This window comes from Helicobacter sp. T3_23-1056 (genome assembly GCF_053654535.1).
On the sequence record NZ_JBSIUU010000032.1, the window covers coordinates 1 to 22,453 of the forward strand.

Genomic DNA, 22,453 nt, shown 5'->3' on the forward strand with positions numbered 1-22,453 from the left:
ACCTAAAATCTGCGTGCAATCAAAATCGCAAAAAAAGTCCTGTGCGACTTTGTTTTTTAGCTCTTCTTCGGGTATGGTTAAATCATACATTTTTGTCCTTTTGTTAGTTGGTTGCTTTGTGGTTTAGATTTTGCCAAAAGCTGTGCCAAAAAGTCGCATAAGGGATTTTTGCTAAAATCTTTTGCAATTAAGATTCTAATATTTTTACAAATTTTATCAATAGTTTTTTATGAAATTTTACAAAATTTTGCAATAAAGGAATCTATAAAATGGCAAATTAGATTTTGCCAACATCACTTTAAGTCATTCTAGCAAAAAGCCGTATTCATAGACTTTTGGCTGTATTTTTTGGGCGAGGTTTTCAAGGGCTTCATTTAGGCTAGACATAAGGGCGTTAAAATTCTCATCTTTGCTTGTGGCGTTTAGTTTGCCTTGTTTTTGGGCGTTTGTATTGGCGTTTGTGCTATTTGTCGCGCTTTTGCGTCCTTTGAAAAACTCTTTTATATCATAGAGGCTTGCATTTGCATTGTAGGGGGCGTAGGGGTTTGCTAGACTTTGTGGGGATTTTTTATCGCGTGCAACCGCGTGATAATATTTCCAAATTTCGCACCCCGCGCTAAAAACGGCTTGCGCTTCCTTGCTAAAATCTAACGGAGAATCAGGGATATTACAAATGCTAAATCCATCGCTAGTTATTTGGGATTGTTCGTATTTTTTGGCGCATTGTGCTGGTAGCTTGCCATTGATAAAATCATAGATAAAATGAGAATCAAACACTTCGTTTGCGCCCACTTGGGATTCACTAAATGGGATAAAATGATTTATGCCATTTTTGCTTGAGATTTTATTTTGTCCGTGAAATAGCGTGAAAGCAAGACAATCGTTGTGAAATTGCTTGTCTTTTTGCCATTTGCCATTTGGATACAAAAATTGGTCTCTATCATTTATCCACGAGGCTTTTATCGCGTGTCGGACGGCAAAATATACGCAAATGGGTAGAAAATTAGTTTGATGAACGCTAAATTTTGTAATCCCTTTTGCATTGCCAACGCCTTTTAAGCTATCCCAAAAATCTATATTGCAAAAATTATTATTTTGAAAATCTGTGCCTTTGGTGCAGATTGCACAAATTTCATTTTTGCGACTTTGGGTAGAAAATTTTTTAAGCCATTGGTTTAGGGTTGGTTTTTTGTCTGCATAGAATGTTTTTTTGCCGATAGATTTTTGGGTTGATTCAAAAACATTTAGTTTTATTGTTTTTATAGGTTTTTTTATGCCTAGATTCCACACAAGAAAACCAATGGGAAATTCTCCATTGACATTATCAAATGAATTTGCTGGACATATAAAACCTTTTATAAATTTTGCTCGAAAGATTTTACGAAAATCTATGAAATTTGTAGAATTTATGTATTTGAGTGTAGAAAACGAAGCTAAAATGCAGTTTGGAATCTCATTATGGATTCTTATAAAAAATTGCGCGAAAAGTTCTCGTGCTGCTTTTTTGATAAGTGGTTTATATTTTTTGTGAATTTCTGTTGTGTTGGAAACATTGGTTTTGTTTTTTCTGCTTCCTGTGGTTTGCATTGTGATTGCCGCCTCTGCGTAAGGGGGATTGATAAAAACTACTATTTTATGCGGTTCGTTTTTTATAGCTTTTTGTAGGCTTTGGGGGAGTTTGGAGGGTTGGCAGTTTGGACATTGGGGGTTTGCAAAATCATCTTTTGAATGCACCTTGCATTTAATATCAAAAAAATCATCATTTAAAAAATCAAACGCAAAAATATGCTTTGGCAATAAATCAAGTTTTATAACTTCTTGCTTTAAGTTGGTAAATTCTTTCATTATATCCACATCAGATTCATCTATGGTGCTTGCATAGATTTTGTATTTGTCTGTGATTTTGCTTAGTGGATTATTTGGTAGATTTAGCCCTGCTAGCAAGTTCCCTGTGCCTGCTGCACAATCCCAAATATAATAAGGCGCATCTTGATTTAGATTATCAAATAAATATTCTTGCGCCTTTTTTACCCATTGTGGAGGGGTAAAAAAACTCCCCTTTCTCTCTCTAATATCCTCTGGGACAAGCAAATCCCTGCGCTCTAAAATATATTGCTGAAATTCCTCTTTTGGCGGTCTATCATAGATATTCCAAAACGCATTATGTGCCTTTTGTCCATCGCGAAACCCAAAATCTGTATAAGCATTTTTAAAGATTTTTGAGCTTATTTTTACTTTTTCTAAGCGGACTTTGTAAGTATCCTCTTCTAGCAAAATCCTTAGATTTTCTATGATTTCGGTAGGGGTGTTATTATAGCTTAGCAAGTCTGCTAGGTAAAAATCCGCATCGATAATGGCGGGCTTTACCACATCAAAATCTATGCTAATGCTATCGCGCACGCGGTTTAGCCATTTTAGATAAATATTTACAAAGTTATCTTTTGTAATTTGGATTTTGTTTAGATGGGCATAGTTTAAGCTAAAATTTTTAGCGATAAACTCTTGTAGTTCGCCTTTTTGGGTGGCAAAATCAAATTCTAATTTTTTAGATTCTATAATAGATTTTACTTGCGCATAAAGCTGATGAAACTCTTTTGTGTTGTGGTTGCTTGGCGTAACGCTCCAATTAAAATCATTTTGAGAAAACACATTCATAATTTCAAAGTAGGGCAAAAACGCTATTTTTTCACAATCAAAAGCCCCCAAAAAAGACGGGGGTAGTAAAATTTCTTGCAATTTTGCTTTGCCTATTGTCAAAATTAGTTGCACAAAACTTGCGTAAATATCCTCGCTTTTGCCCTTTTTTGCCTCTGCCCAAAGGAAGTTAATCTGCTCAAAAAGCGTTTGGTGCTGATAAGAGATGCAAAAATCCACCCTATCAAACGGCTCATACGCAAAATCGCCAAAAAACTCTTGTGCTACGCGTGCTTTGAGTGCTTCTTCGCTAATATCAAGTGGAAAATATGTTTGCATTTGCTAGCCTTTGTGGTATCGTAATTGTTGTATAAATCGTAGCATTATAGCCCCAAAAGCTGTGCTAAAAAGTCGCGTAGGGATTCTTTATTCATCTCATCGCTTGCGACATCTACCACGACATTTTCTAACTTGGCATAGAAATCATTTGGTAGATTTTGCGGATAATTTATTTTTATAAACACCCTTGCGATGAGAATCGCACTTCGTTTGTTGCCGTCTAAAAATGGGTGGAATTTCACGCAACAAAAGATTAAATGAGTGAGTTTGTCTAAAAAGCTAGGGTAAAAATCATCATTTTGTATATGCTCTAGGGCGGATTCTAAGTAGGCTACGCGTGATTTATCAAAGCCCTTTAGCCCGCCCATTACACCTATCATTTTATCGTGCAGGGCGATAGTATCATCAAGTGAGAGGTATTTCATTTGTCTTTTAACCTCTCAAATACCGCATAATTTTGAGGCTTTTGAAAATCTATGATAGTCTCATCTATCGCCTCTTTGACACTTGGCGTTTTTTGAGGATTATCAGATTCTAGGCTAAAATCGTGCGTAGTGTATGTTACGCGTGGATTTAGTTTGATTACGCTTTGTATTGCCTCTAGCATTGGTTTATCGACATTTTCTAGCGTGATAGTCATCTTGCACTCCTTTACATTTTAAAATCTCATCATTATAGCCAAATATTTTGCTATCTTATAACCCTAAGATTCTTATTCAAAATCCCTAAACACCGCACCTATGTCTAGCCCGTTTATCACTTCATTCCCGCGTCTTTCTAGTATGCCTTGCGCGCCCTCTACCAAATCCCTGCTAGAAATCCCGTGCGCGATAGAAATCTTTGCCTCCAAATACGCGCTCAAATGGTCGCACGCTTTTAGAAATTCCCCGCAAATTGGCTCGTATTCATCAGCGTTAAACTGCGCGAAAATCTCCTCGCTAGATTTTGCATAATGCGCGAAACACTCGATTTTGTAGCGGTTGGCAAACTCATTTTGCGTGAAATACACAATATCATCTTTGATATTTTCAGGCACTTTTGAGAGGATTTTCTCCTCCACCGCTTCGCGCTCGATTTGCTTTATATATTCATCTAGCCCTAGCACATTGTGCTTTATAGGTGAGATTATGTCGCGGGTTAGCACTTCTGGCAAATCGTGGAACAGCCCGCAAAGAAAGTGATTTATCCGCATAGCTTTGCACGCGCCTAAATCAAGGCTTAGCAAATACGCACTTAGCGCGACTACAAGCGTGTGTCCTAGCACGGAGGTTTCGGGGATTCTCGGGGTTTGACTCCATCGCTTTTGAAATCGAAGCTGCCCTAGCATAGTGATAATCTCTCTCACATCTTCATAGAGCGCGATTTGCTGCATTCCCGCTAGGTGATAATGCCCCTCGACTTGCTTATCGATGATTTTTTTGATATTTTCTACATCATACATTTTGGTGTTAAAATGATAAATAATGTCAAATTCCCATTTTGACGCGTAATAATGCGCCGCTTGCAAAATCTCGCTCTCCAAAGATTTGCCCCGCGCCACTTGATTTGGATTTTGGGTGGCGTGGGTGTTTTCGCTAGAGATATGCTCGCTAGAGGTGAGATACTCGCCCATATTTTCAAAAAACTGATATGCACCCAAATCAGATTCTAGATTTGCCAAAGTAAATTTCACCAGCTCTTTATTGTGTCTAGTGATTAGCTTATGAAACACAGGGGGCTTAATGTCTGTGAGAATCACGCGCTCAAAAAACTCATAGCAAAACTGCAATATGAGCCGCTCCCAATCGATTTTAGCGTTATGGAAATGCTCCTCATAGCGCGCAAGCAAGTAGGCAATCACCATTTTGTGTGCCTGCTTATCTAGCTCGACAAACTCCACAGGGCAGGCTTGGTCATTCCACCGCCGTATGGAAGCAGCGGTAAAGATTTTGCGCAAGAGGGAGGTTTTTAGTCGCGGGGATTTTAGGGATTTGGCTAGGGTTTTGGTGTTGGCAGGTGTTGTTGTGTCGGTAAGCATTGGCATAAAATCCTTTTTTTGATTTTAGGCGTATCACTTTGTGGTTTTTGGTGTGCTAGATGCGCTAAGTGCGCTATTTACGCGCTCTATGCTTTGCTCTAGTGCTTTATCAAGCGCGTTTTTGATAGCCAAAATCTGCGCATCTGTGTCGCTTGCCCCGCCTGTGTTTGTGGCGTGCGCTACCTCGATTTTTGTGTGGATATTTGTATTTAGCTCATTTTTTTTAGCCTGTGGATTTTGGGGCAAATCGTGCGATAAGCGGATATTCATATTCGCGCTCGCTACTAGGCTATCGTTGATTTTGTTGATACCAAAGCTAAAAATTTTGACTTGCAAGAGGGGGTTTTTGCTATCGACATTGGTGCTACTTAGGGCGATACATTTGGATTGTGCCTTTGTCTCTAGCGAAGTTTTGATAAGGTTTGAGGGCAAATCTAGCCACGCAGAATCTTTGAGCGGCTCTATGCGTCCATTTGCCCCTTCGATAAAAATATTTGTCGTGTTAAATTCGCTTGCTACCTCCACTTCTAAGCGCATCGCCAAAAACTCCGCGCAATCTCTAGCCGTTATCACGCTTGGCAGGGAATAATACCCCACACTTGGCGTTTGGGTTTTTATCTTTATATCAAAGCAACCTTGCAAGCTAGAAATAGCAATGAGTGCGCTAATAAATCCACAAAATCTAAAAAAGCAGATTTTATAAAGTTTGAAGTTCATTTGTTTCTCCCATTTGATTTTTGCTCGCCAAATAGCGTAGAATAAGGATTTGCGTTAAATTTATCAATCAAGTTGCTAGCTTTTTGAATCGTAGAATCTAGATTTTGCAAAGTCTTTTGACTTTGGCGAAGTGTGGGGCTTAGTATGTCTTTTATGTCGTATTGCCCATTTTGCACGCGCTCATTTAGATTTTTGCTTAGCTCGGCGATTTCTGCGCTTGCTTTGTTTAGCGAAAAAAGCGTGCGGTTAATGTTATAAATATTGTCCTCATTTAGCAGAGAATCCACGCCTTTTAGCGCGTTTGCGACTTCTTTTAACGCCTCATCTGCCTTATCGCTTAGCTTCCCAAAAAACCCCTGCTCTAGCTCTAATCGTGGCTCATCATTGCTAGTGATAATATCGCCTGCTGGATTTTGCTTTAGCGATAGATAATTTAGCCCTGCTAGCCCTTGAGAATCAATCATAAGGCTTGAGCCTTTGGCTATGGGGATAGATTTGTCGATGAGCAGATTTAGCTTGACTACGCCTACTTTGCTAGAATCAAACGCGATAGATTCTACGATGCCTATGCTTATGCCTTTGTATTTTATGGGCGTTTTGGCACTTATGCCTGAAATGTCATAATTGGTTTGGATAAAGTATTTGGCATATCGCTCATCATTACTCATACCGAGCCTCCCAAACCACATTATAAACGCGATTAACGCCACAATCACGGCAAAAAATATACCACCTATAAGCAAATAATTTATGCGTCTTTCCATAGTCTCTCTCCTCTGTTGCTAAAAAATAGATTTTCACTTGATAGAGAATGTATGTTGTTTTTTAGCTCTTTTAGATTTCCCAAAAACTCTATTTTACCATTTTTTAGCATTAAAAATCGATTTGTCGTATCGCGCACAGAATCCAAATCGTGCGACACCATAACAATCGTCATACTCAATTCATCTTGGAGGTGGCAGATAAGCTCATCTAGCTTTTGTGCGCCTGCGGGGTCTAGCCCGCTTGTAGGCTCATCTAGGAATAGTATCTGTGGATTTAGCGCAAGCGCGCGGGCAAGCCCCACGCGTTTTTTCATTCCCCCGCTTAGCTCATAGGGGTAGAGATGATATGCGCTTGGCTCTAAGCCTACTTTTGCGATTAGGGATTTTGCGATTTCTTTGATGGTGGATTTTGGGTAGTCGCTATACTCTTCAAGCAAAATCCCCACATTTTCAAGCACTGTGAGCGAGCTATATAGCGCACCAAACTGAAATAGCACGCCACAATGATTTAGAAAATAAGTAGGGCTTTTTAGCTTCCAAATGTTTCTGCCAAAGATTTTTACCTCACCACTTTGTGGGGGCTGGAGAAGCACCATCGTTTTTAGCAAAGTAGATTTGCCACTGCCACTCCCACCCAAAATCCCAAAAATCTCATTTTTATAAATCTCAAAGCTGATATTATCGTGGATTAGGCGATTGCCATAAGAGGTGCAGAGATTTTGCACTTCGATTATGGGTGTTTTTTGTCCCAAATCTTTGGCAGAATCATTGTTAGAATTTTGCGATAAATCTAGCAGATTTTGCTCTTGTGATTTTTGCTTCATATATTTAGCCTTGCGGTGATAAATGAAAATATCGCATCAATAGTGATACACCAAAACAGCGCATTTACCACGCTAATGGTGGTCGCCTGCCCTAGCTCTTGGGTATTTTCGCGTATGCAAAATCCCCTAAAACACCCAACCAGCGCGATAGCCGCACCAAAAAATGGAGCTTTTATCACACCGATTAAAAAATGACTAAAATCCACCGTCTCATAAAATCTCTCAATCCACGCATTAAACCCTATGCCCACTTGCGCAAATACGGCAAGCATACCGCCCAAAAGCGACATCGCATCGGCTAAAAACACCAAAAATGGCATAATAATCACCAATGCCAAAAATCGCGGAATCACCAAAAAAACTACGGGGTTAAATCCCATCGTTTTCATCGCATCTAGCTCTTCGGTTAGTCGCATAACGCCGATTTCAGCGGTGAAGCTAGAAGCACTGCGCCCCGCGATGACAAGGGCTAGGATAAAAGGTCCCATTTCACGCAAAGATAGTTTTGCCACCGTCTCTACGCTCATAAGCGGTGTGCCTAGATTTTCTAGTTGCACTGCGCCCTGCAAACCAATCGCAAAGCCCGCGATAAAGGCGGTAAGCAAGCTAACAGGCAATGCTTTAAAGCCAGATTCGTTGATATGATAAAAAAGCGGGGTAAATCTAATCTCGCGCTTCCAAATACAAAGCCCAAGAAAATAAAAAGTCATTCCCACAAAATTGATAAAATCAATAAAACTTTGGCTAAATGTATAAACAAATTTGCCTAGATTTTTTATGCTTCTGCGTCCAAATCGCCTTGCCCCGCGCAAATACACGCGAAAAAGGCTAGAGAATGTGCGCGGTTTTTTGATGCGCATATTTTCGCAATTTTGCAAGATTTGTTTGATATGATTTTGGGCGATTATGCGGGGGATTTTATGTGTATTTGTCGATGGGTTTGGGGATTTTAGATACGCAAAAGCGTAGATTTGCTGAATCAAAAATGTCCCAAATACAAAATCTATGGCGCAATCTTTGTCAAATTCGATAGATTCTATGTCGCCTTGGAGGGCTTTTTTTAGCGATTCTAGCTTAGATTTTGGGGTGCGAAAATCCCAACAGCCATCTAAAATAATGCTTTTTTGGGTTTCAATGACGCGGAGTTGTGGCAAGTGGACTTTTGGTGTCATTATATAAACCTTATTTGGATAGAATCTATTTTTTGTGATTTTGATAGCTTGTGGTAAAAAACAAATATTATACACTTTTAAAGGGCTAAACTTGACAAACCAGCGCAAAATATACTGCATAGATTTTTTCGCATTTAGAATCAATGTCAAAAGATTTTGGCTAGAGTGCGTGGGGATTTTTATGATTTTTGTATCGTGTGCTATGCCTGTGGGAGCGACAAATCTAAAAGAGGGCAATCTAGCCGATACGACAAATGCAAAAGAGGCTGAACAAAAAGCGATTATAAAGACAGAAGCGAACAAAAAAGAGGCGAAAAAAGATGGCAAAATCCAAAATGTGGATTTTGGTAGTTTGTCTTATGATTTGCCACAAGATGATTTGTCTAAAAAAGCAGATACAAACGATACAAAATCCAAAATCCAAACCGAATCGTGCAACGAGCTATGCGAGTATATCAAAGAGCAAATCGCCACTACCAAGCGTAAAAATGGCTATTTTGTGGCGGTAAGCGGGGGGGCAAATGTATTAGAAGCGTATAACAGGCTTGAGTGGATTCCTACTTTTGGGGTTAGCTTTGGGGTGCATAGCTTTTTTACGCCATATATCGGTGTGCGGGGGTATGTGAGTGCTGATGTGGGGTTTGGGCGATATGAGGGGGTGCTAGGTATGGTATCTCTAGGGCTTGACGCCCTAGCAGAATTTAGCCTAAATCGCAAAAAAACTGCATTTTTGGGGGGGCTTTTGGGGTTTGGTGTAGATGGGTATGTGTATTATGATAAAAGGGATTTTAGCTCTCTTAAAACGATGCAAAAAAGCGGTGGATTTTATATGGAAATGGGCGTTTCTCTATCGTTTTTGCGGCACAATCGCTTAAATATCATCGGGCGGTTTATCCCTGCTAGAAGTGTGCAAGATTTTAGTAGCGCGGTGCTAGCATTTGGGCAGTATAGCTACACTTTTTAGATTTGATTAGATTTTGGGTGTTTGCTTTGTAAAATGTTGTTTTGCTAACCATATCTAAGGCACAAAAATGCAAGCACAAAAAATGTGAGCGCAAATAAACACAAAAAACGCAAAATCTAAGCACAAAAATCTAAATGGTAATATCAAGCAGGGCGTTGCTTTTGCGTGATTGATTTTGGCTAGATGCGCCCTCTTGTTTGTTTGCCTCTTTTTCTTGCCTTTCTTTTCTTTCTTGCTCATCTTGTTTGGCGTTTTTGCCATTTTCATCGGTTTTTTGCAGGTTTTCGGTTGGGCGGACTTCTGCGATTTCTTTTAGTTTGTTTTCAAACTCTTGGGGGACAAAATCCCCCCTTTGTGTCGCGTTTGCGAGGTTTGCAGAGGTGGTTTGCATATTTTGGTTGATATATGTGATATTGCCGATGGTTGAGACTGCCATAGCACTACTCCTTTTTATCGTTTTGTTGCCTTGTTTAGGCAATGTAGCAAAAATATTTGATAAAAGATTCTTGCTTTACAAAAATCACTTGTTTGCAAGTAATTTATCGGCAAATTTTGTAACTTTTTGTTTTTGTTTGCCTCTTGTTTGCTTCTTTTTGATTATGCAAGTCTTTTATGTCCGCGCTTTAAGCAAATAGTTTTCCAAATGCTTAGAAACGCCCTTAAATGCGGATTTGCAAACCATAAAAAGTGGGCAAAATCTAAAAAATGTAAAAAAATAATTGCGGATTCTCTTAGATTATCAAAATCTATCAAAACATTTTTGGATTTTGCCTGTGTCGTTTGTGTAGATGAGGGCTAGGGCTAAAAGGACGCGTGCTTTTTGTGGATTTAGCCCGTTTGAGTCGATAAAGCCTGCGTTTTTATCGCTATCTTTTAGGGCGACATTGCCACGATTTATGCGCGAGCTTACCACGATTGCTATGCCTTTTTTGATGAGGGTTTTTAGGGTTTTTTTGTGGGCTTTGTGGATAGAGCCTGCACCAGAGCCTGCGATGACTAAGCCTTGTGCGCCATTTTTGACAAACGCTTTTGCAGCCACCGCGCTTGCGTCATTGCTATATGAATACAAAATATCTACTTTTGGCAGGCGTTTTTTGCGGAGCAAATCAGCGATTTTTAGCCATTTTAGCGGGGGGAGTGATTTGGCATTTGGCTTGCTAAAGAGTCTAAAATCTGTAAATGTTGCTTTGCCTTTTTTTATCGTGCCTAGTGTTTTGTCATTACTCATTCCAAAGGCGTCTATGTGGGTTGTGTGGAGTTTGCTTAAATCTCTAGGGCAAAAGATTTTTTCATTCATTACTACCATTACGGCTTTTGGGGGGGTTTCACAAGCTAGAGAAATGGCGTCATAGAGGTTTTGCGCCCCATCAAAATCTAACGCGTCAAAAGGGCGCATAGCCCCTGTTAAGATGATTGGTATGGGGGATTTTTGCACGCCAAATTGTGGTGTAGATTTTGTTGTGGATTTTGTGCCAAACGCGCTCATACAAAGGTGCAAAAAATACGCGCTCTCTTCTAGCGTGTCCGTGCCGTGCGTGATGACTATGCCATCGATTTGGTTAGATTGCGTGTTTGTCTTGGTGGCATTAGTGGGGATAGCCTTTTTTATCTCTTTTATGAGTTTTAGCCATATTTTGTCATTCATATCCGCGCTATCGATATTTGCAAGCTGTTTGGTGCTGATGCGTGCTTTTAGCGCAGGGTAAGTAGAATCTAGCAAATGCAAAGAATCTAAAATCTTATCTATGTGTAGCACGCCTGCGCGGTATTGATTTTGGCTGTGTTTTTTGTGTTTTTTGGGTTGTTCGTGCTTTTTGTGGGGGGTTGTATCGCAAGCGGTGCTTTGCCCAGCTATCGTGCCTCCTGTGGCGATGATAAGGATATGTGGTGTAAAATCTTGCATTTAGATTTTGCTTTCTTTTTATTTTTGTAGGCTTTGTGGATTTTGCTGGGTTTTGTGGGATTTTTTTAGGACTTTTGAGGTTTTTTTTTACGAATTTTTTACGGATTTTTATAGATAGGGCGTTTATCGTTTGGTTTTTTCTTGCACCATTTTGACTAGCTCTATGGCATTTTCGCGTGGCAAATCAGGCAACATTCCGTGCCCTAGATTAAAAATATGCCCCGCACGATTTCCCATAATCCGCAAAATCTCCTCTACCCCCTCTTCCATAGAAGCGCGATTATAAAGGCGTGATGGCTCTAGATTGCCCTGCAAGACATATTTATCGCCTAAAATCCCTTTTGCCCTAGACATACCAACGCCCCAATCAACCCCAAACACTTCAAAACATTTTCCACCGCCTAGCTCGCATTCTTGCGATATTTCTTCTAGCAGTGAGCCTACGCCTTTTGGGAATAGCATAATGGGGATATGTGGATAATCTTTTTTGACTTCGCGCGCTATATCAAGCATATATTTAAAGCTAAAATCCATATACGCGCTAGGCTCTAACGCCCCAGCCCAAGAGTCAAATATCTGCACAGCGTTTGCGCCTGCGCGGATTTGGGATTTTAGGTAGTTGCTTAGCTCATCGCTAAGCCTAGATAAAAGCGCGTGCAAAAGGGTGGGATTTGCGTATGCTAGCTTTTTGCTATGTGCGTAAGTCTTGCTCCCCTCGCCCTCTATCATATATGTCGCTAGCGTCCAAGGAGAGCCACAAAAGCCGATAAGGGCTTTGTCTTTTGCTAATTTTGTGCGTGTGCTAGAAATGGCGTCATAGACATAGTCTAAATCCTTATACGCGCCGATTTTTAGAGAATCTACATCGCTAGATTCTCGCACTACGCGCAAAAAGCGCGGTCCCTCTCCCGCGACAAAGCTAAGAGGCAATCCCATAGCAAGCGGGACTACCAAAATATCGCTAAATATGATTGCCGCATCGACATTTAGGATTTCTATGGGTTGGAGGGTTACCTCTGTGGCTAGCTCTACATTTTGGCAAAGCTCCAAAAAACTACCTGCTTTGGCGCGAGTGGCTTTGTATTCGCTTAGATACCGCCCTGCTTGACGCATAAGCCATATAGGCGTATATGGCGTATCTTTGCGGAAACACGCATCGATGAAAATCATTGTTTAGTCCTTAGCGTAGTTTTATAAATTTGGGTTTTGAGGGTTCGTAGTTTTTGGCAAAATCTTTTTTCCAAAAACTAGCCCAAACGATTTATGCAAAATATTTTAAAAACTTCAAAATATTCAAAAAATTTTAATGCAGATTTTTGTTTAGCTCGATTTTGCGATTGGAGCGAAACGCTATCATTTGCCCGCTTTTAGAATCCTGCCTAAAATGCACGCCATTTTTTCCGCTTAGCTCCCTGCCTTTGTATAGCGAGTTATCATTGATTTTAAATCCGCCGTTTTGCTCATTTGCCTCTGCGATTTTCTCTGCTTCTGCCTTGTCGATTCTAAATATCGTCCCTGCTAGCACGGCTATGCCACCATCGACTATGCAGCCATCGCCTAGACTTATGCCTGTAGAGCTATTTACGCCTAGCAAGCAGTTTTTGCCGATGCTAATTGGCGCGCTATTTCCCCCGCTAAGCACGCCTAGTATGCTAGCCCCACCGCCTACATCGCTTCCCTCGCCTACGATGACACTAGAGCTGATTCGCCCTTCATTCATACACGCGCCAAGCGCGCCTGCGTTGAAATTCACATAGCTAGCTCCGGGCATTTGTGTGTAGCCACCACTTCCTAGATACGCTCCAAAGCGTGTTTTGGCAGAATCTAGCAAGCGGATATTGTCATATTGTGGGACTACTTGCATAAGATAGCGGGGGAATTTATCCACAAAATCGATACACGGAAACTCGCCACGGATTTTTAGCGCGACTTCGTTTTCGCGCAGATATTCTAGCTCATAGGGGGTGTTGCCACTCCACGCGACATTGCTAAGTAGCCCAAAAATCCCATCAAGGTGCAAAGAGCGCAAGGGGGCTTTGCCAAGAGAGAGGGCAAGTAGCTTCATATACGCACTCTCCACGCTCTCGCACTCCACATCTTTATACACCACGCAAAATCTAAACTTCTCTACCCCCCTAGAATCGCGCAGTTTGGATTGTGCCATAGCTTCGCGCAGGGCTAAAATCACTTGGATATTTTTGTGAGAATTTGGGTCGTTTAGAGCTTCGCTTAAAAACGGCTCATACAGCTCCAAAGCCTTGTGGATAAAGGCTTCATTGACTTCATAGAGGGCTTCATTTTCACTCTCTGTGATGAGGTTTGAGCGGCGGGCTGCTTCTAGCAGGACGGCATAGCTTCCTAGATTTTCCCCACCCCAATTTATCGTAGGATAAGTCGCACTTAGCACCGTGCCACTTTTTTGCCCATATTCAAGTCTAGCGATACCAAAGCCTAGCGGGGCTTTGTAGCCTTTTTCTTTTTGCACTTCTGATACAAATTCTTTAAACTCATCTAGTTTGCTCATTTTTGCTCCTTTTGGATTTTTTAGGTTATTTGTGTCGCGGATTTACGCTTTGATTTTGTAGCGTTTTTGCTTATTTTGCCTTTTTGTCGCTTGCTTTGCAAAAACAGAATTGTAGCGTAAAATTTGGTCTTGGTGTAGTTGGTTTGGTTTTAATGATTTTATTAGACATTGTTTTTGCGTTTGGTTTGTGGATTTTGGGGTTTTTTAGATTTTGGATTTTATCAAATGGGCAATGGGCTAGGATTTTTTATAGGTTTTTTTGATTTTAGTTTTTTATTTACCTGTCAAAAACTAATAGTTAGTTATCGTTTTTTGATTTGTGGCAAAACCAAAAAAGGCAAATCGCTCAACGCTATCATTGCAAGATTTGTGATTTTTATCAATTCGCGTGAATCTATTTTTGTAAATTACACTCAACAGGTTTTAGTTTCCATTCGCCTGTGGTTTTGTCATCTAATGCAATCTTTTTTAGCGTTTTAATCGTATCAGTATTGCCCTCAAAATTTGGTCTATGTTTTAGCACATATTCCACTGCTTTAGAATGGATATTTTCCAAAGTCAGTTTTTCGCCCTTATCCTCAAGGTTTTTCATTATTCCATAGATTAGCAATTCAAAGCCACTTAATTTTGCAAGGTCTATTATTTCATTTTTCTTTGCCATTTTTACTTCCTTTTGGATTTTAATCAAATAAATTTGGATTTTTGGATTTTAGTTTCCATTCGCCTGTTTTATTATCTGCCACAACTGCAATTTCTTGTAAAATCTCTTTTATGTAGCGATTATCGGGGGTTACGCCATTTACAAGTTTAGGAATCACTTCATAGCAAATATCGCTAAAAAGCGCGGGTTTGCCCTCTTTTTTGCATTTGTTAAAATAATTGATAAGAAAATATTTTGTCTTTTTATCAAGCGGAATGCTTGGCTCTTGCGCTTCTATGCAATGATATTTTTTCGATTCTTTATCATATTCAAAATGTTGCAAGACAAATTGCTTTATATCATTTATCTCTAAATATTCGTCCAAAAATCCCTCATTCATAGCCTTTGTAACGAGCAAATCATTGATTTCAGCAAAACTTGCGCCATTATTTTCCATAATATATTCTTTGGCACATTGCACTAAGGATTTTTCATTAAGCGGACTTATCACTTCTGCACCAGCTTTTTTGACTTTGCGAAAATATACGAGTAATTGCCCACTTACCATAGTTGCGGCAAATTGTCGCTGTTTCATTGTTTGCTGCCCATTACTTTGTCGCAATGTATAAATATGCTCAAAGCCGACATTTTGCGCACTTGTTCTTAATGTTTGCCATAATCGCACATCTTGGTGTTGAAATACAAACACAAGCCAACGATTATATTTTAACACTCTAAACATTTCTTTTAGGCTTTTTTCCATTAAGTCATAATATTCGTTGCTTGTTTTGTTTAAGCTACCTTTTTCTATGCACTCTTTTTCGCGCGTTGCCAAATCCACAGGCAAATCAAGCCACACATTCCACATTGTGCTTAAATCTAAGTAGGGAATCTTTGCCCCATAAGGTGGGTCAGTGTAGATAAAATCTATGCTTTGAGATTCTATTTCTTTTAAATTTGTCGCGTCTGCTTGGAAAATCCTCTCGCCGTTTGTTTTGGATTCTAGCGAATCTATTTTGTCTAGATTCTCTCTTTTGCTTAACATTGCACCTTCAAAATTTTTTATCACTCGTTGCAATGGCTCAAAATACGCATTATAAAAATATGGTGAGTTTTCTAATTCTTTTTTACCCCTTATGACAAGTTTAACTTTATTTTTAAATGTTTTTGCGGTGTCTAAAAAACAAGGCTTCTTTTCAAGTTTATATCTATAATAAAATGCAAAATTGTTCCCCCCGCCTGTCTTAGTGGAGCGATAAGTTAGATTTATTATGCTTAAAGTATTATAAAACGCCAAAAGTAGCGAATAGCGCATTTCTTTTTGTTTGGTAGTTTTTCGCAAAATCAGCTTTCGCAAAATGGCAAGTTCGGCTAGTTGTTTGGGGCTAAAAAGTTGATATAGTGAATCTAGCCCTTTGGTAGTCCATAATAATGGCTCATCTTTGGGAATCCATAGCGTAGAATCTTGCATTTTTGTCGTTGCCACTTCGCCAAACTCTTTGTCAATGGCATTTGGATAGTATTTTGCACCTTTTAGCAATGCTTTTGCTTCTTTGTCATTTTTGGGGCGGAGCGATTCAAATTCGCTCAAAATCTCTTCGCTTAGCTCGTATAAATCCCCTAAATTCACCTTTGCGCTCAACGCCTTTACCATAAAAATACTTAGCGGGTTTAAATCCGTGTGGATTCCGTAGCGATTATTCATCATCGCTTCGATTGCTGTAACGCCACTGCCACCAAAACTATCTAGCACTATGTCGCCCTCATCTGTGAATGCTTTGATATTTTGGGCGACAATATCCCAGCTTTGACGCGTGAAATACGCCGTGCAACCAAAATGTCGCTTTGCCTCTTGCTTTGCGGGTTCTAAAATCGGCTTTGGAATCTCACGCGCAAGATACCACTCATCGGGCTTTTTGCTTGGGATTTTGTTTGATTTTTGTGCTTTTTGCTTGGTAAGCAACTCTTTAAGTTCGGGCATTTTGGGTTCTTTCTCTGTCAAATCCACTTCAATCACCACGCCTTGCGCGTTAAAGGCGATAAATTTGCGCCCATTGCATAGCGCGTAAAGCTCGCACTCAAAGGCAAGCATATAGCTTAACGCCTGCTTTTGCGCCTTGCTACCTTTATTTATGTCGATTTTGGGGGCTTTTGCGTCCAAAATGCAATACGCCTTAGAATCCACGCACAGCAAGTAATCAGGCGTCAAATCCGTATCAATGCTTTTGTTGCTACCGATTTGGATTTGGGCTTTGAGCGTTTTTGAAAGCACGAGTTCTAGCTTTTGTGGGCTTTTGTCGTTTTTGATAGTGAATCCAAAATCCGCCAAAATCGGCGCGATGATAAACTCTCTCACGGAGTCTTCTTTAAACTCATCGCTATCCAAAAGCGTAAAATCAAAATCTTTTAGTGGATTTTCAAACATTTAGGCAACCTTATAAAAACTTTTTGTGAGCTTAGCGCATTTGCAAAACCCAAAATCAAACAAAGCATTATAGCTTTTTTTGATGGATTTTGTAGTGTCAAAATCCTGCCATAAATACCCAAAAAGGCGTGCTAATCGCGCTAAAAAATATGCCCATAACAATGCTTGCTACGGCGATTTTGTTGTTTAGCCCTGCGCGAGCGATGACGGCTGCGGAGCTGATAAGCGGTGGCATAGAGGATTCTAGCAATGCCATTTTGTGATTGGCATTTATGCTAACCCCAAAAATATGCAAGGCACACAAATAAAATGCGGGAATCACTAGCATTGAAGCGATTAGGACTACCCCTGCTTTTTGCCACTCTAGGCGCACATCGCCAAAGCTAAGCTGCACGCCTATGGCAAATAGTGCCACAGGCGTAGCACACGCCGCTAGCGCATATATGGGGGAAAAAATCTCTTCTGGCAAGCTAAAAGGCAATGCTTTTAGCGCAAACCCGCTAAGCATCGCCAAAAACAGCGGATTTGCAAATAGTCGTATAAAAATAGCGCGGATATTAAAACTACCCCTACCACCTAAACTCATCATCATAGGGGTAAGTATCGCTAGGGGCAATCCCGTGCAAAATTGGTCATATAAAATCGCGTTGTGCGCAGCTTCGCTCCCTAGCGCGCCATCCACCATAGGCACGCCTAAAAACAGGGTATTATGCAGGCACGCTAAAAACGCCATAGTGATAGCGACTTCTCTGCTAGCGCGCAATACAAAATGCGCAAAACCTAGCACAAGCAACGCCCCTAAAATCGAGCAAATAAGGCTACCTAGTAGCGTAAAAATTAGCCCTATGTCAATTTGTGCGTGATATACGCCCTTAAAAATCGCGCTTGGCAGGGCAAAATTTAGCAAAAATCCTAGCAAGATATTGCCTTGACGATTGCCTAGCATACGCGCTCTTTTGGCAAAATATCCTAGAAATATAAACAGCAAAATGCTATAAATTGCTACTAGCATATTTATCCTTTGATTTGTGTTTTTTATACGATTTTATTCACTTGCGCGGAGGATATTTGCGCTTAATGTGCTTAATTTGGATTCTAAGGATTCATAGCCTCTATCTAGGTGGTAGATACGATGCACGCGGGTCTGCCCATCGGCTACTAGCCCTGCTAACACTAGCGCACTAGAAGCGCGCAAATCTGTCGCCATCACATCTGCGCCTACTAGGTTTGATTTTCCTTTGATAAGGGCGGTGTTGCCTTTTAGACGGATATTTGCACCTAGTCTTTTTAGCTCGCTTATGTGCATAAAGCGATTTTCAAATAGCCTCTCTTCTATGGAGCTTGTGCCACTGCACTGCGTGGCTAATGCCATAAATTGTGCCTGCATATCGGTGGGAAATGCGGGAAATTCTGCGGTGGTTACCTCAAAGCTACGCATTTCACTTGCGGGCAAAATGCTTATGGTATCGCCATCTTTATGCTGTGTGGATTCTATGCCAAAGCCGATTTCTTTTAGTTTGTCTAGCACGGCTTGGAGGTGGGAGGCGTTTGCATTGGTTATGCTTATGTGGCTATTTGTGATAGCACCTGCGCATAGATATGTCCCTGCTTCGATTCTATCGGGGATAACGCTAAAATCTTTTAGCCCTAATGTCTCCCCCTCCACTCCGCGCACTTCTAGCACATCACTACCTATGCCATCTATCTCTACGCCCGCATTTGCTAGCACTTCGCATAGCTGCACCACTTCTGGCTCTCTAGCGGCGTTTATGATTTGGGTTTTGCCTTTTGCTAATGCTGCTGCCATAAGCACATTTTCACAGCCTGTAACGGTGATTTTATCAAATACGATTTTTGCGCCTTTTAGCCCTTTTGGCGCGCTAGCTACGATATAGCCCTCTTTTATGGAGATTTTTGCGCCCATTTTTTCCATAGCCGCTATGTGCAAATCCACAGGACGCGCCCCTATCGCACAGCCCCCGGGCAGGCTTACTTCGCATTGGCGCATACGCGCTAGAAGCGGTCCTAGCACGAGGATAGACGCGCGCATCTTTCGGACAATGTCATAAATCGCTTTTGTGTGGATAATGTGATGGGCTTGAATTTTCGCACAATGAGAATCTAGCCACTCCATATTGCACCCCAAATGCTCCAAAAGTTTTGCCAAAGTCTTTACATCTGCGACATTTGGGATATTGCTTATGGTTACTTCATTTTTTGCTAGCAGGGTGGCGCATAGCAGGGGAAGGGCGGCGTTTTTTGCGCCTGAAATTGATACTTGTCCTTTTAGGGCTTTGCTTTGCTCTATTTTTAGATAATCCATTTTTGCTCCTTTTGTGGTTTTGGGTTTTTGGCGTTGTTTTGATTTTGTGTTTGCCGTTTATAAATCCCCCTCAAAATCCCCGATTTTTAGTGGCTCGCCTCTTTTTAGATTTCGCACTGCTTTGCGTCCTAAAATCTGTGGCAAATATTTTGGCAAAAGTCCGTTGCTAGGGCGGATAGAGCGGATATTTTTTGTGCTTAGATTTTCGCCTTTTTTTATGTTTTCACAGACAAAAAGTGAGCGAGCAAAGGGGCTTTTGGGCTTAGAATCTTGCGCAAAATCGCGTGCAAAGTCCTGCGCAAAATCTTGCTTAAAATCTTGCCTAAAATCGTGTGATAGATTTTGCGCTAGATTTTGTGTGGCGTTTTTTTGTTTTTGCGTGAAATCACCGCTAAAATGCTTTGTAGATTTTAGCAAATCGATAAAATCTAGCGCATTATTTTTGCCCATAGCCACAGGCACGGCACGCACGCGCTTTGCCATAGTGGCAAACTCTGCTTCCTCCATACTAAAATGAGAATCCACCCCGCCCAAATTGCGCGAAATGATGAAATGCTTTTCGATGATGCTAGCCCCTAGACTTGCAGCCAAAATCGCGCATAAATCCGCACATTCATCAAAAACTGCGTTTGATTTTTGATTGGCGTTGTCGTTATTTGGGGGATTTTGGCTAGATTCTCCCTTTTTGCCACTGCCGATGGTGTGGTCGCTAAGCCCGTATTTTGTGCCGTATTTGGCAAGGTTTGGCATTTCTAAAATATGTGCAGATTCTAAGCTAGCGGGGTATTCACTCACGCAATGAAGCAGAGTAATATCGCTATTTCCAGCCTTGTAGCACGCATCTAGCGCGTCTAAAATAAGGGCGTGCGTGGCGATGCCTGTGGATATGATGATGGGCTTTTTTGTGCTAGCTACAAGGGAGATTAGGGCAATGTCGGTGATTTCAAAGCTAGCGATTTTATACATCGGGCAGTCTAAGCCCTCTAGTAGCTCCACTCCACGCGCACAAAAAGGCGAGCTAAAAATCCCCACTCCAAGTGCGCGAGCGTGCGCAAAAAGCTCTTTGTGCCATTCAAATGGCGTGTAGGCTTTTTTGTATAGCTCATAGAGTGTTTCTCCGTCCCATTTTGTGCCACTATTTATGCGAAAATATGACGCGCTAGAATCGATAGTGAGGGAATCTGGCGTGTAAGTTTGGATTTTGACAAAATCTGCTCCCGCGTTTTTGGCGGATTGTATGGTTTGGAGGGCAAGGGATAGATTTTGGTTGTGGTTTGCGGAGATTTCGGCGACTAGAAGGGGTGGTTTTAGGGCTTTTTTTGTGGGGTTATTTTTAGGGGTATTGTTTGGCATTTGTTCTCACTTTGGGTATTTTTGGCTGTTTTGGGCTATTTTGACTGCTCTGGCTAAAAGCTCATATTTGTGATTTTGCTATAAATTAGCGCGGTGTGGTATCGCTCATCGCGGTAGATAAAATCCTCTAGCTTGCCTCCGTATTTATAGCCATTTTTTTCATAAAAAGCTATGGCTTTGGTGTTTGATTCTAGCACTTCTAGGTGGAGTGAATGCAGGCAAAACTCGCTAAAAGCGATGTATTCTAGCGTGTGCAAAATCTGTGTGCCTATGTCTTGGTTTGTTTGGTCGCGCGCGTCTAAAAACGGATTTTTATAGATTCCAATGTAGGCGTTTTTGTGCGTTAGATTTATGCGTGAGAGGGAGGCTACGCCCAAAATCTTGTCATTTTTTTTTACTAGCCAATACGCGCTTTTTTGGTTATTTTTTAGCCCTTTTATGAAATTAAAATGCCCATCTTTAGTGATATGGCTAGTTAGCATAAATCGCGCTACTTCGGGCTGAGTTCGCATTTCTAGGACATAGAGAGAATCTTTTTTGTCCATCAGCGTAAAATCTAGGGCATAAATGCCGTTGTGCAAAAAATTTTTTGCCATTTGGGAGAAGCCTTTTGTGGGTGGTTTTTGGGGTTTGCGTGCTTTTGTGTGATTTTTTTATTTTGGCGTGGCTAGTGCTGGTTTGGTAGATTTTAATCGTAGCATTATAACACTAATGGTTTTTAAGAATCTAGGGGTAAATTTGCCACCTATGCTGTTGCAAGAAAGTCTAGTAATGGTCATTGCGAGCGCATTTTATTGCGCGTGGCAATCTATAATTTAGAGACATTTCGGGCTACGCCTTCAATATGACAATGACATATACGCTATGTCGTCATTGCGAGCGAGCGCGTAAGCGCGAGCGTGGCAATCTAATATGATTCTACTTTTTTATCATTTTGTCGTTTTGCTGTCATTGCGAGAGTCTGCAATTTTGTAAGAAATTGTAGATTCGTGGCAATCTATGACTAAAAATCGCAAAAAAGCGTTATTTGGTAATTTGTGATTGTGGATTGCCACGCAAATGCTAGCGCATTTGCTCGCAATGACAAAATGTGTGGATTGCAGATTTTGCAATTTTTTTTTAAGTTGTAGATTCTAGTAATGACAAAGTGATTTTCCCCCTCCCTTGCGGAGGGGGACTAAGGGGGTGGGTTCTTTGATATTTTACTGCCGACATTGTAAGCATTGCTTTTTAATGCAATGCGTGGTAATCTATTTTTGCCATACTTAAGATTTTTTACAAAAAAGCGAAATATCTCTAAATCCACGATTTAATAGAGATATTTCGGTCTCTTGCGAAACCTCAATATGACAATGTTAGTTCGTCATTGCGAGAATCGCGCTAGCGATTCGTGGCAATCTATGACTAAAAAACTACAAAAGAGCATTATTTGGCGATTTGTGATTGTGGATTGCCACGCAAATGCTAGCGCATTTGCTCGCAATGACGGAAATGCAGATTCTCGCAATGATAAAAAACAACATAGACAAAATGACGCTAAACCAAAAAACTAAACAAAACACAACTAAATAAAGCTAGACTACTCTACGCAAAACAAAATCAAAATGCACAAAACAAAGTTAAACAACCTGCAATAAATACAACAAACAACGCGCTACGCAATTAAACTAAAAACAAAACCGCATTCACTACAAAATAAACCTAAACAACACTACAATGATACAAAGTAGTGGATTGCCACGCGGATTTTACAAAATCCGCTCGCAATGACATTAAACAACATAGACAAATTACACTAAACTAAACTACAAACAAAACAAAACCAAATTATACACTAAACCAAACTAAGCTAAA

General features: G+C 40.6%; 22 protein-coding genes. 2 read left to right on the forward strand and 20 right to left on the reverse strand.

Going from position 1 to position 22,453, the window contains the following annotated elements:
• Positions 1 to 303 precede the first annotated feature (303 nt).
• The 8 genes from ACWIUO_RS11990 to ACWIUO_RS12025 form a co-directional block, all read right to left on the reverse strand.
• Positions 304 to 2,973 (reverse strand): hypothetical protein, encoded by a 2,670-nt coding sequence (locus tag ACWIUO_RS11990; protein ID WP_454178125.1) that lies wholly within the window; start codon positions 2,971 to 2,973, stop codon positions 304 to 306.
• A 44-nt stretch (positions 2,974 to 3,017) separates the two neighbouring features.
• A complete protein-coding gene (locus tag ACWIUO_RS11995; RefSeq protein ID WP_454178126.1) occupies positions 3,018 to 3,398 on the reverse strand; it encodes a type II toxin-antitoxin system death-on-curing family toxin in 381 nt (126 codons plus the stop codon).
• Positions 3,395 to 3,613, reverse strand: a complete 219-nt coding sequence (locus tag ACWIUO_RS12000; protein WP_454178127.1) for a hypothetical protein — start codon at positions 3,611 to 3,613, stop codon at positions 3,395 to 3,397. The genes ACWIUO_RS11995 and ACWIUO_RS12000 overlap by 4 nt, the downstream gene beginning before the upstream one ends.
• A gap of 72 nt (positions 3,614 to 3,685) precedes the next feature.
• Positions 3,686 to 4,990 carry an HD domain-containing protein gene (locus tag ACWIUO_RS12005; protein ID WP_454178146.1) on the reverse strand — a complete coding sequence of 435 codons (1,305 nt, stop codon included), beginning with the start codon at positions 4,988 to 4,990 and terminating at the stop codon, positions 3,686 to 3,688.
• Positions 4,991 to 5,023: 33 nt separating this feature from the next.
• Positions 5,024 to 5,707, reverse strand: coding sequence for a hypothetical protein (locus ACWIUO_RS12010; protein ID WP_454178128.1), 684 nt, complete (start codon positions 5,705 to 5,707; stop codon positions 5,024 to 5,026).
• Positions 5,704 to 6,471: an MlaD family protein gene (locus ACWIUO_RS12015; RefSeq protein WP_454178129.1), complete on the reverse strand. Its 768-nt coding sequence runs from the start codon at positions 6,469 to 6,471 to the stop codon at positions 5,704 to 5,706. The genes ACWIUO_RS12010 and ACWIUO_RS12015 overlap by 4 nt, the downstream gene beginning before the upstream one ends.
• The gene (locus tag ACWIUO_RS12020) at positions 6,456 to 7,295 is read right to left on the reverse strand and encodes an ABC transporter ATP-binding protein (RefSeq protein WP_454178130.1); all 840 of its coding nucleotides are present in this window, start codon (positions 7,293 to 7,295) and stop codon (positions 6,456 to 6,458) included. The genes ACWIUO_RS12015 and ACWIUO_RS12020 overlap by 16 nt, the downstream gene beginning before the upstream one ends.
• Entirely contained in the window at positions 7,292 to 8,467 is a 1,176-nt protein-coding gene (locus tag ACWIUO_RS12025; protein ID WP_454178131.1) for an MlaE family ABC transporter permease, read from the reverse strand. Before ACWIUO_RS12025 ends, ACWIUO_RS12020 begins: the two co-directional genes overlap by 4 nt.
• A 91-nt stretch (positions 8,468 to 8,558) precedes the next feature.
• On the opposite strand from ACWIUO_RS12025, the gene ACWIUO_RS12030 reads away from it, so the two are divergent.
• On the forward strand, positions 8,559 to 9,431 hold the full coding sequence (locus ACWIUO_RS12030) for an outer membrane beta-barrel protein (protein WP_454178132.1): 873 nt from the start codon (positions 8,559 to 8,561) through the stop codon (positions 9,429 to 9,431).
• A 130-nt stretch (positions 9,432 to 9,561) separates the two neighbouring features.
• On the opposite strand, the gene ACWIUO_RS12035 is transcribed toward ACWIUO_RS12030, so the two are convergent.
• The 12 genes from ACWIUO_RS12035 to ACWIUO_RS12090 form a co-directional block, all read right to left on the reverse strand.
• A complete protein-coding gene (locus ACWIUO_RS12035) occupies positions 9,562 to 9,867 on the reverse strand; it encodes a hypothetical protein (RefSeq protein WP_454178133.1) in 306 nt (101 codons plus the stop codon).
• Between the two features lie 303 nt (positions 9,868 to 10,170).
• On the reverse strand, positions 10,171 to 11,334 hold the full coding sequence (locus ACWIUO_RS12040) for an asparaginase (protein WP_454178134.1): 1,164 nt from the start codon (positions 11,332 to 11,334) through the stop codon (positions 10,171 to 10,173).
• A 123-nt stretch (positions 11,335 to 11,457) separates the two neighbouring features.
• On the reverse strand, positions 11,458 to 12,504 hold the full coding sequence (hemE, locus tag ACWIUO_RS12045; RefSeq protein WP_454178135.1) for a uroporphyrinogen decarboxylase: 1,047 nt from the start codon (positions 12,502 to 12,504) through the stop codon (positions 11,458 to 11,460).
• A 133-nt stretch (positions 12,505 to 12,637) separates the two neighbouring features.
• Positions 12,638 to 13,858 (reverse strand): tetrahydrodipicolinate N-succinyltransferase N-terminal domain-containing protein, encoded by a 1,221-nt coding sequence (locus ACWIUO_RS12050; RefSeq protein ID WP_454178136.1) that lies wholly within the window; start codon positions 13,856 to 13,858, stop codon positions 12,638 to 12,640.
• A 394-nt stretch (positions 13,859 to 14,252) separates the two neighbouring features.
• A complete protein-coding gene (locus tag ACWIUO_RS12055; RefSeq protein ID WP_454178137.1) occupies positions 14,253 to 14,519 on the reverse strand; it encodes a hypothetical protein in 267 nt (88 codons plus the stop codon).
• 19 nt (positions 14,520 to 14,538) lie between these two features.
• Positions 14,539 to 16,923 carry a DNA methyltransferase gene (locus ACWIUO_RS12060; protein ID WP_454178138.1) on the reverse strand — a complete coding sequence of 795 codons (2,385 nt, stop codon included), beginning with the start codon at positions 16,921 to 16,923 and terminating at the stop codon, positions 14,539 to 14,541.
• 97 nt (positions 16,924 to 17,020) lie between these two features.
• Positions 17,021 to 17,935, reverse strand: a complete 915-nt coding sequence (locus tag ACWIUO_RS12065) for an AEC family transporter (RefSeq protein WP_454178139.1) — start codon at positions 17,933 to 17,935, stop codon at positions 17,021 to 17,023.
• Between the two features lie 33 nt (positions 17,936 to 17,968).
• Positions 17,969 to 19,246, reverse strand: coding sequence for a UDP-N-acetylglucosamine 1-carboxyvinyltransferase (gene murA, locus ACWIUO_RS12070; protein ID WP_454178140.1), 1,278 nt, complete (start codon positions 19,244 to 19,246; stop codon positions 17,969 to 17,971).
• Between the two features lie 57 nt (positions 19,247 to 19,303).
• Entirely contained in the window at positions 19,304 to 20,599 is a 1,296-nt protein-coding gene (locus ACWIUO_RS12075) for an N-acetylneuraminate synthase family protein (RefSeq protein WP_454178141.1), read from the reverse strand.
• 53 nt (positions 20,600 to 20,652) lie between these two features.
• Positions 20,653 to 21,195, reverse strand: a complete 543-nt coding sequence (gene pseH / locus ACWIUO_RS12080) for a UDP-4-amino-4,6-dideoxy-N-acetyl-beta-L-altrosamine N-acetyltransferase (protein ID WP_454178142.1) — start codon at positions 21,193 to 21,195, stop codon at positions 20,653 to 20,655.
• Between the two features lie 57 nt (positions 21,196 to 21,252).
• Positions 21,253 to 21,378, reverse strand: a complete 126-nt coding sequence (locus tag ACWIUO_RS12085) for a hypothetical protein (RefSeq protein ID WP_454178143.1) — start codon at positions 21,376 to 21,378, stop codon at positions 21,253 to 21,255.
• A gap of 150 nt (positions 21,379 to 21,528) precedes the next feature.
• The gene (locus ACWIUO_RS12090) at positions 21,529 to 21,711 is read right to left on the reverse strand and encodes a hypothetical protein (protein WP_454178144.1); all 183 of its coding nucleotides are present in this window, start codon (positions 21,709 to 21,711) and stop codon (positions 21,529 to 21,531) included.
• A gap of 234 nt (positions 21,712 to 21,945) precedes the next feature.
• Between ACWIUO_RS12090 and ACWIUO_RS12095 the strand changes: the two genes are divergently transcribed.
• Positions 21,946 to 22,152, forward strand: coding sequence for a hypothetical protein (locus tag ACWIUO_RS12095; RefSeq protein WP_454178145.1), 207 nt, complete (start codon positions 21,946 to 21,948; stop codon positions 22,150 to 22,152).
• The last annotated feature ends 301 nt before the right edge of the window (positions 22,153 to 22,453 follow it).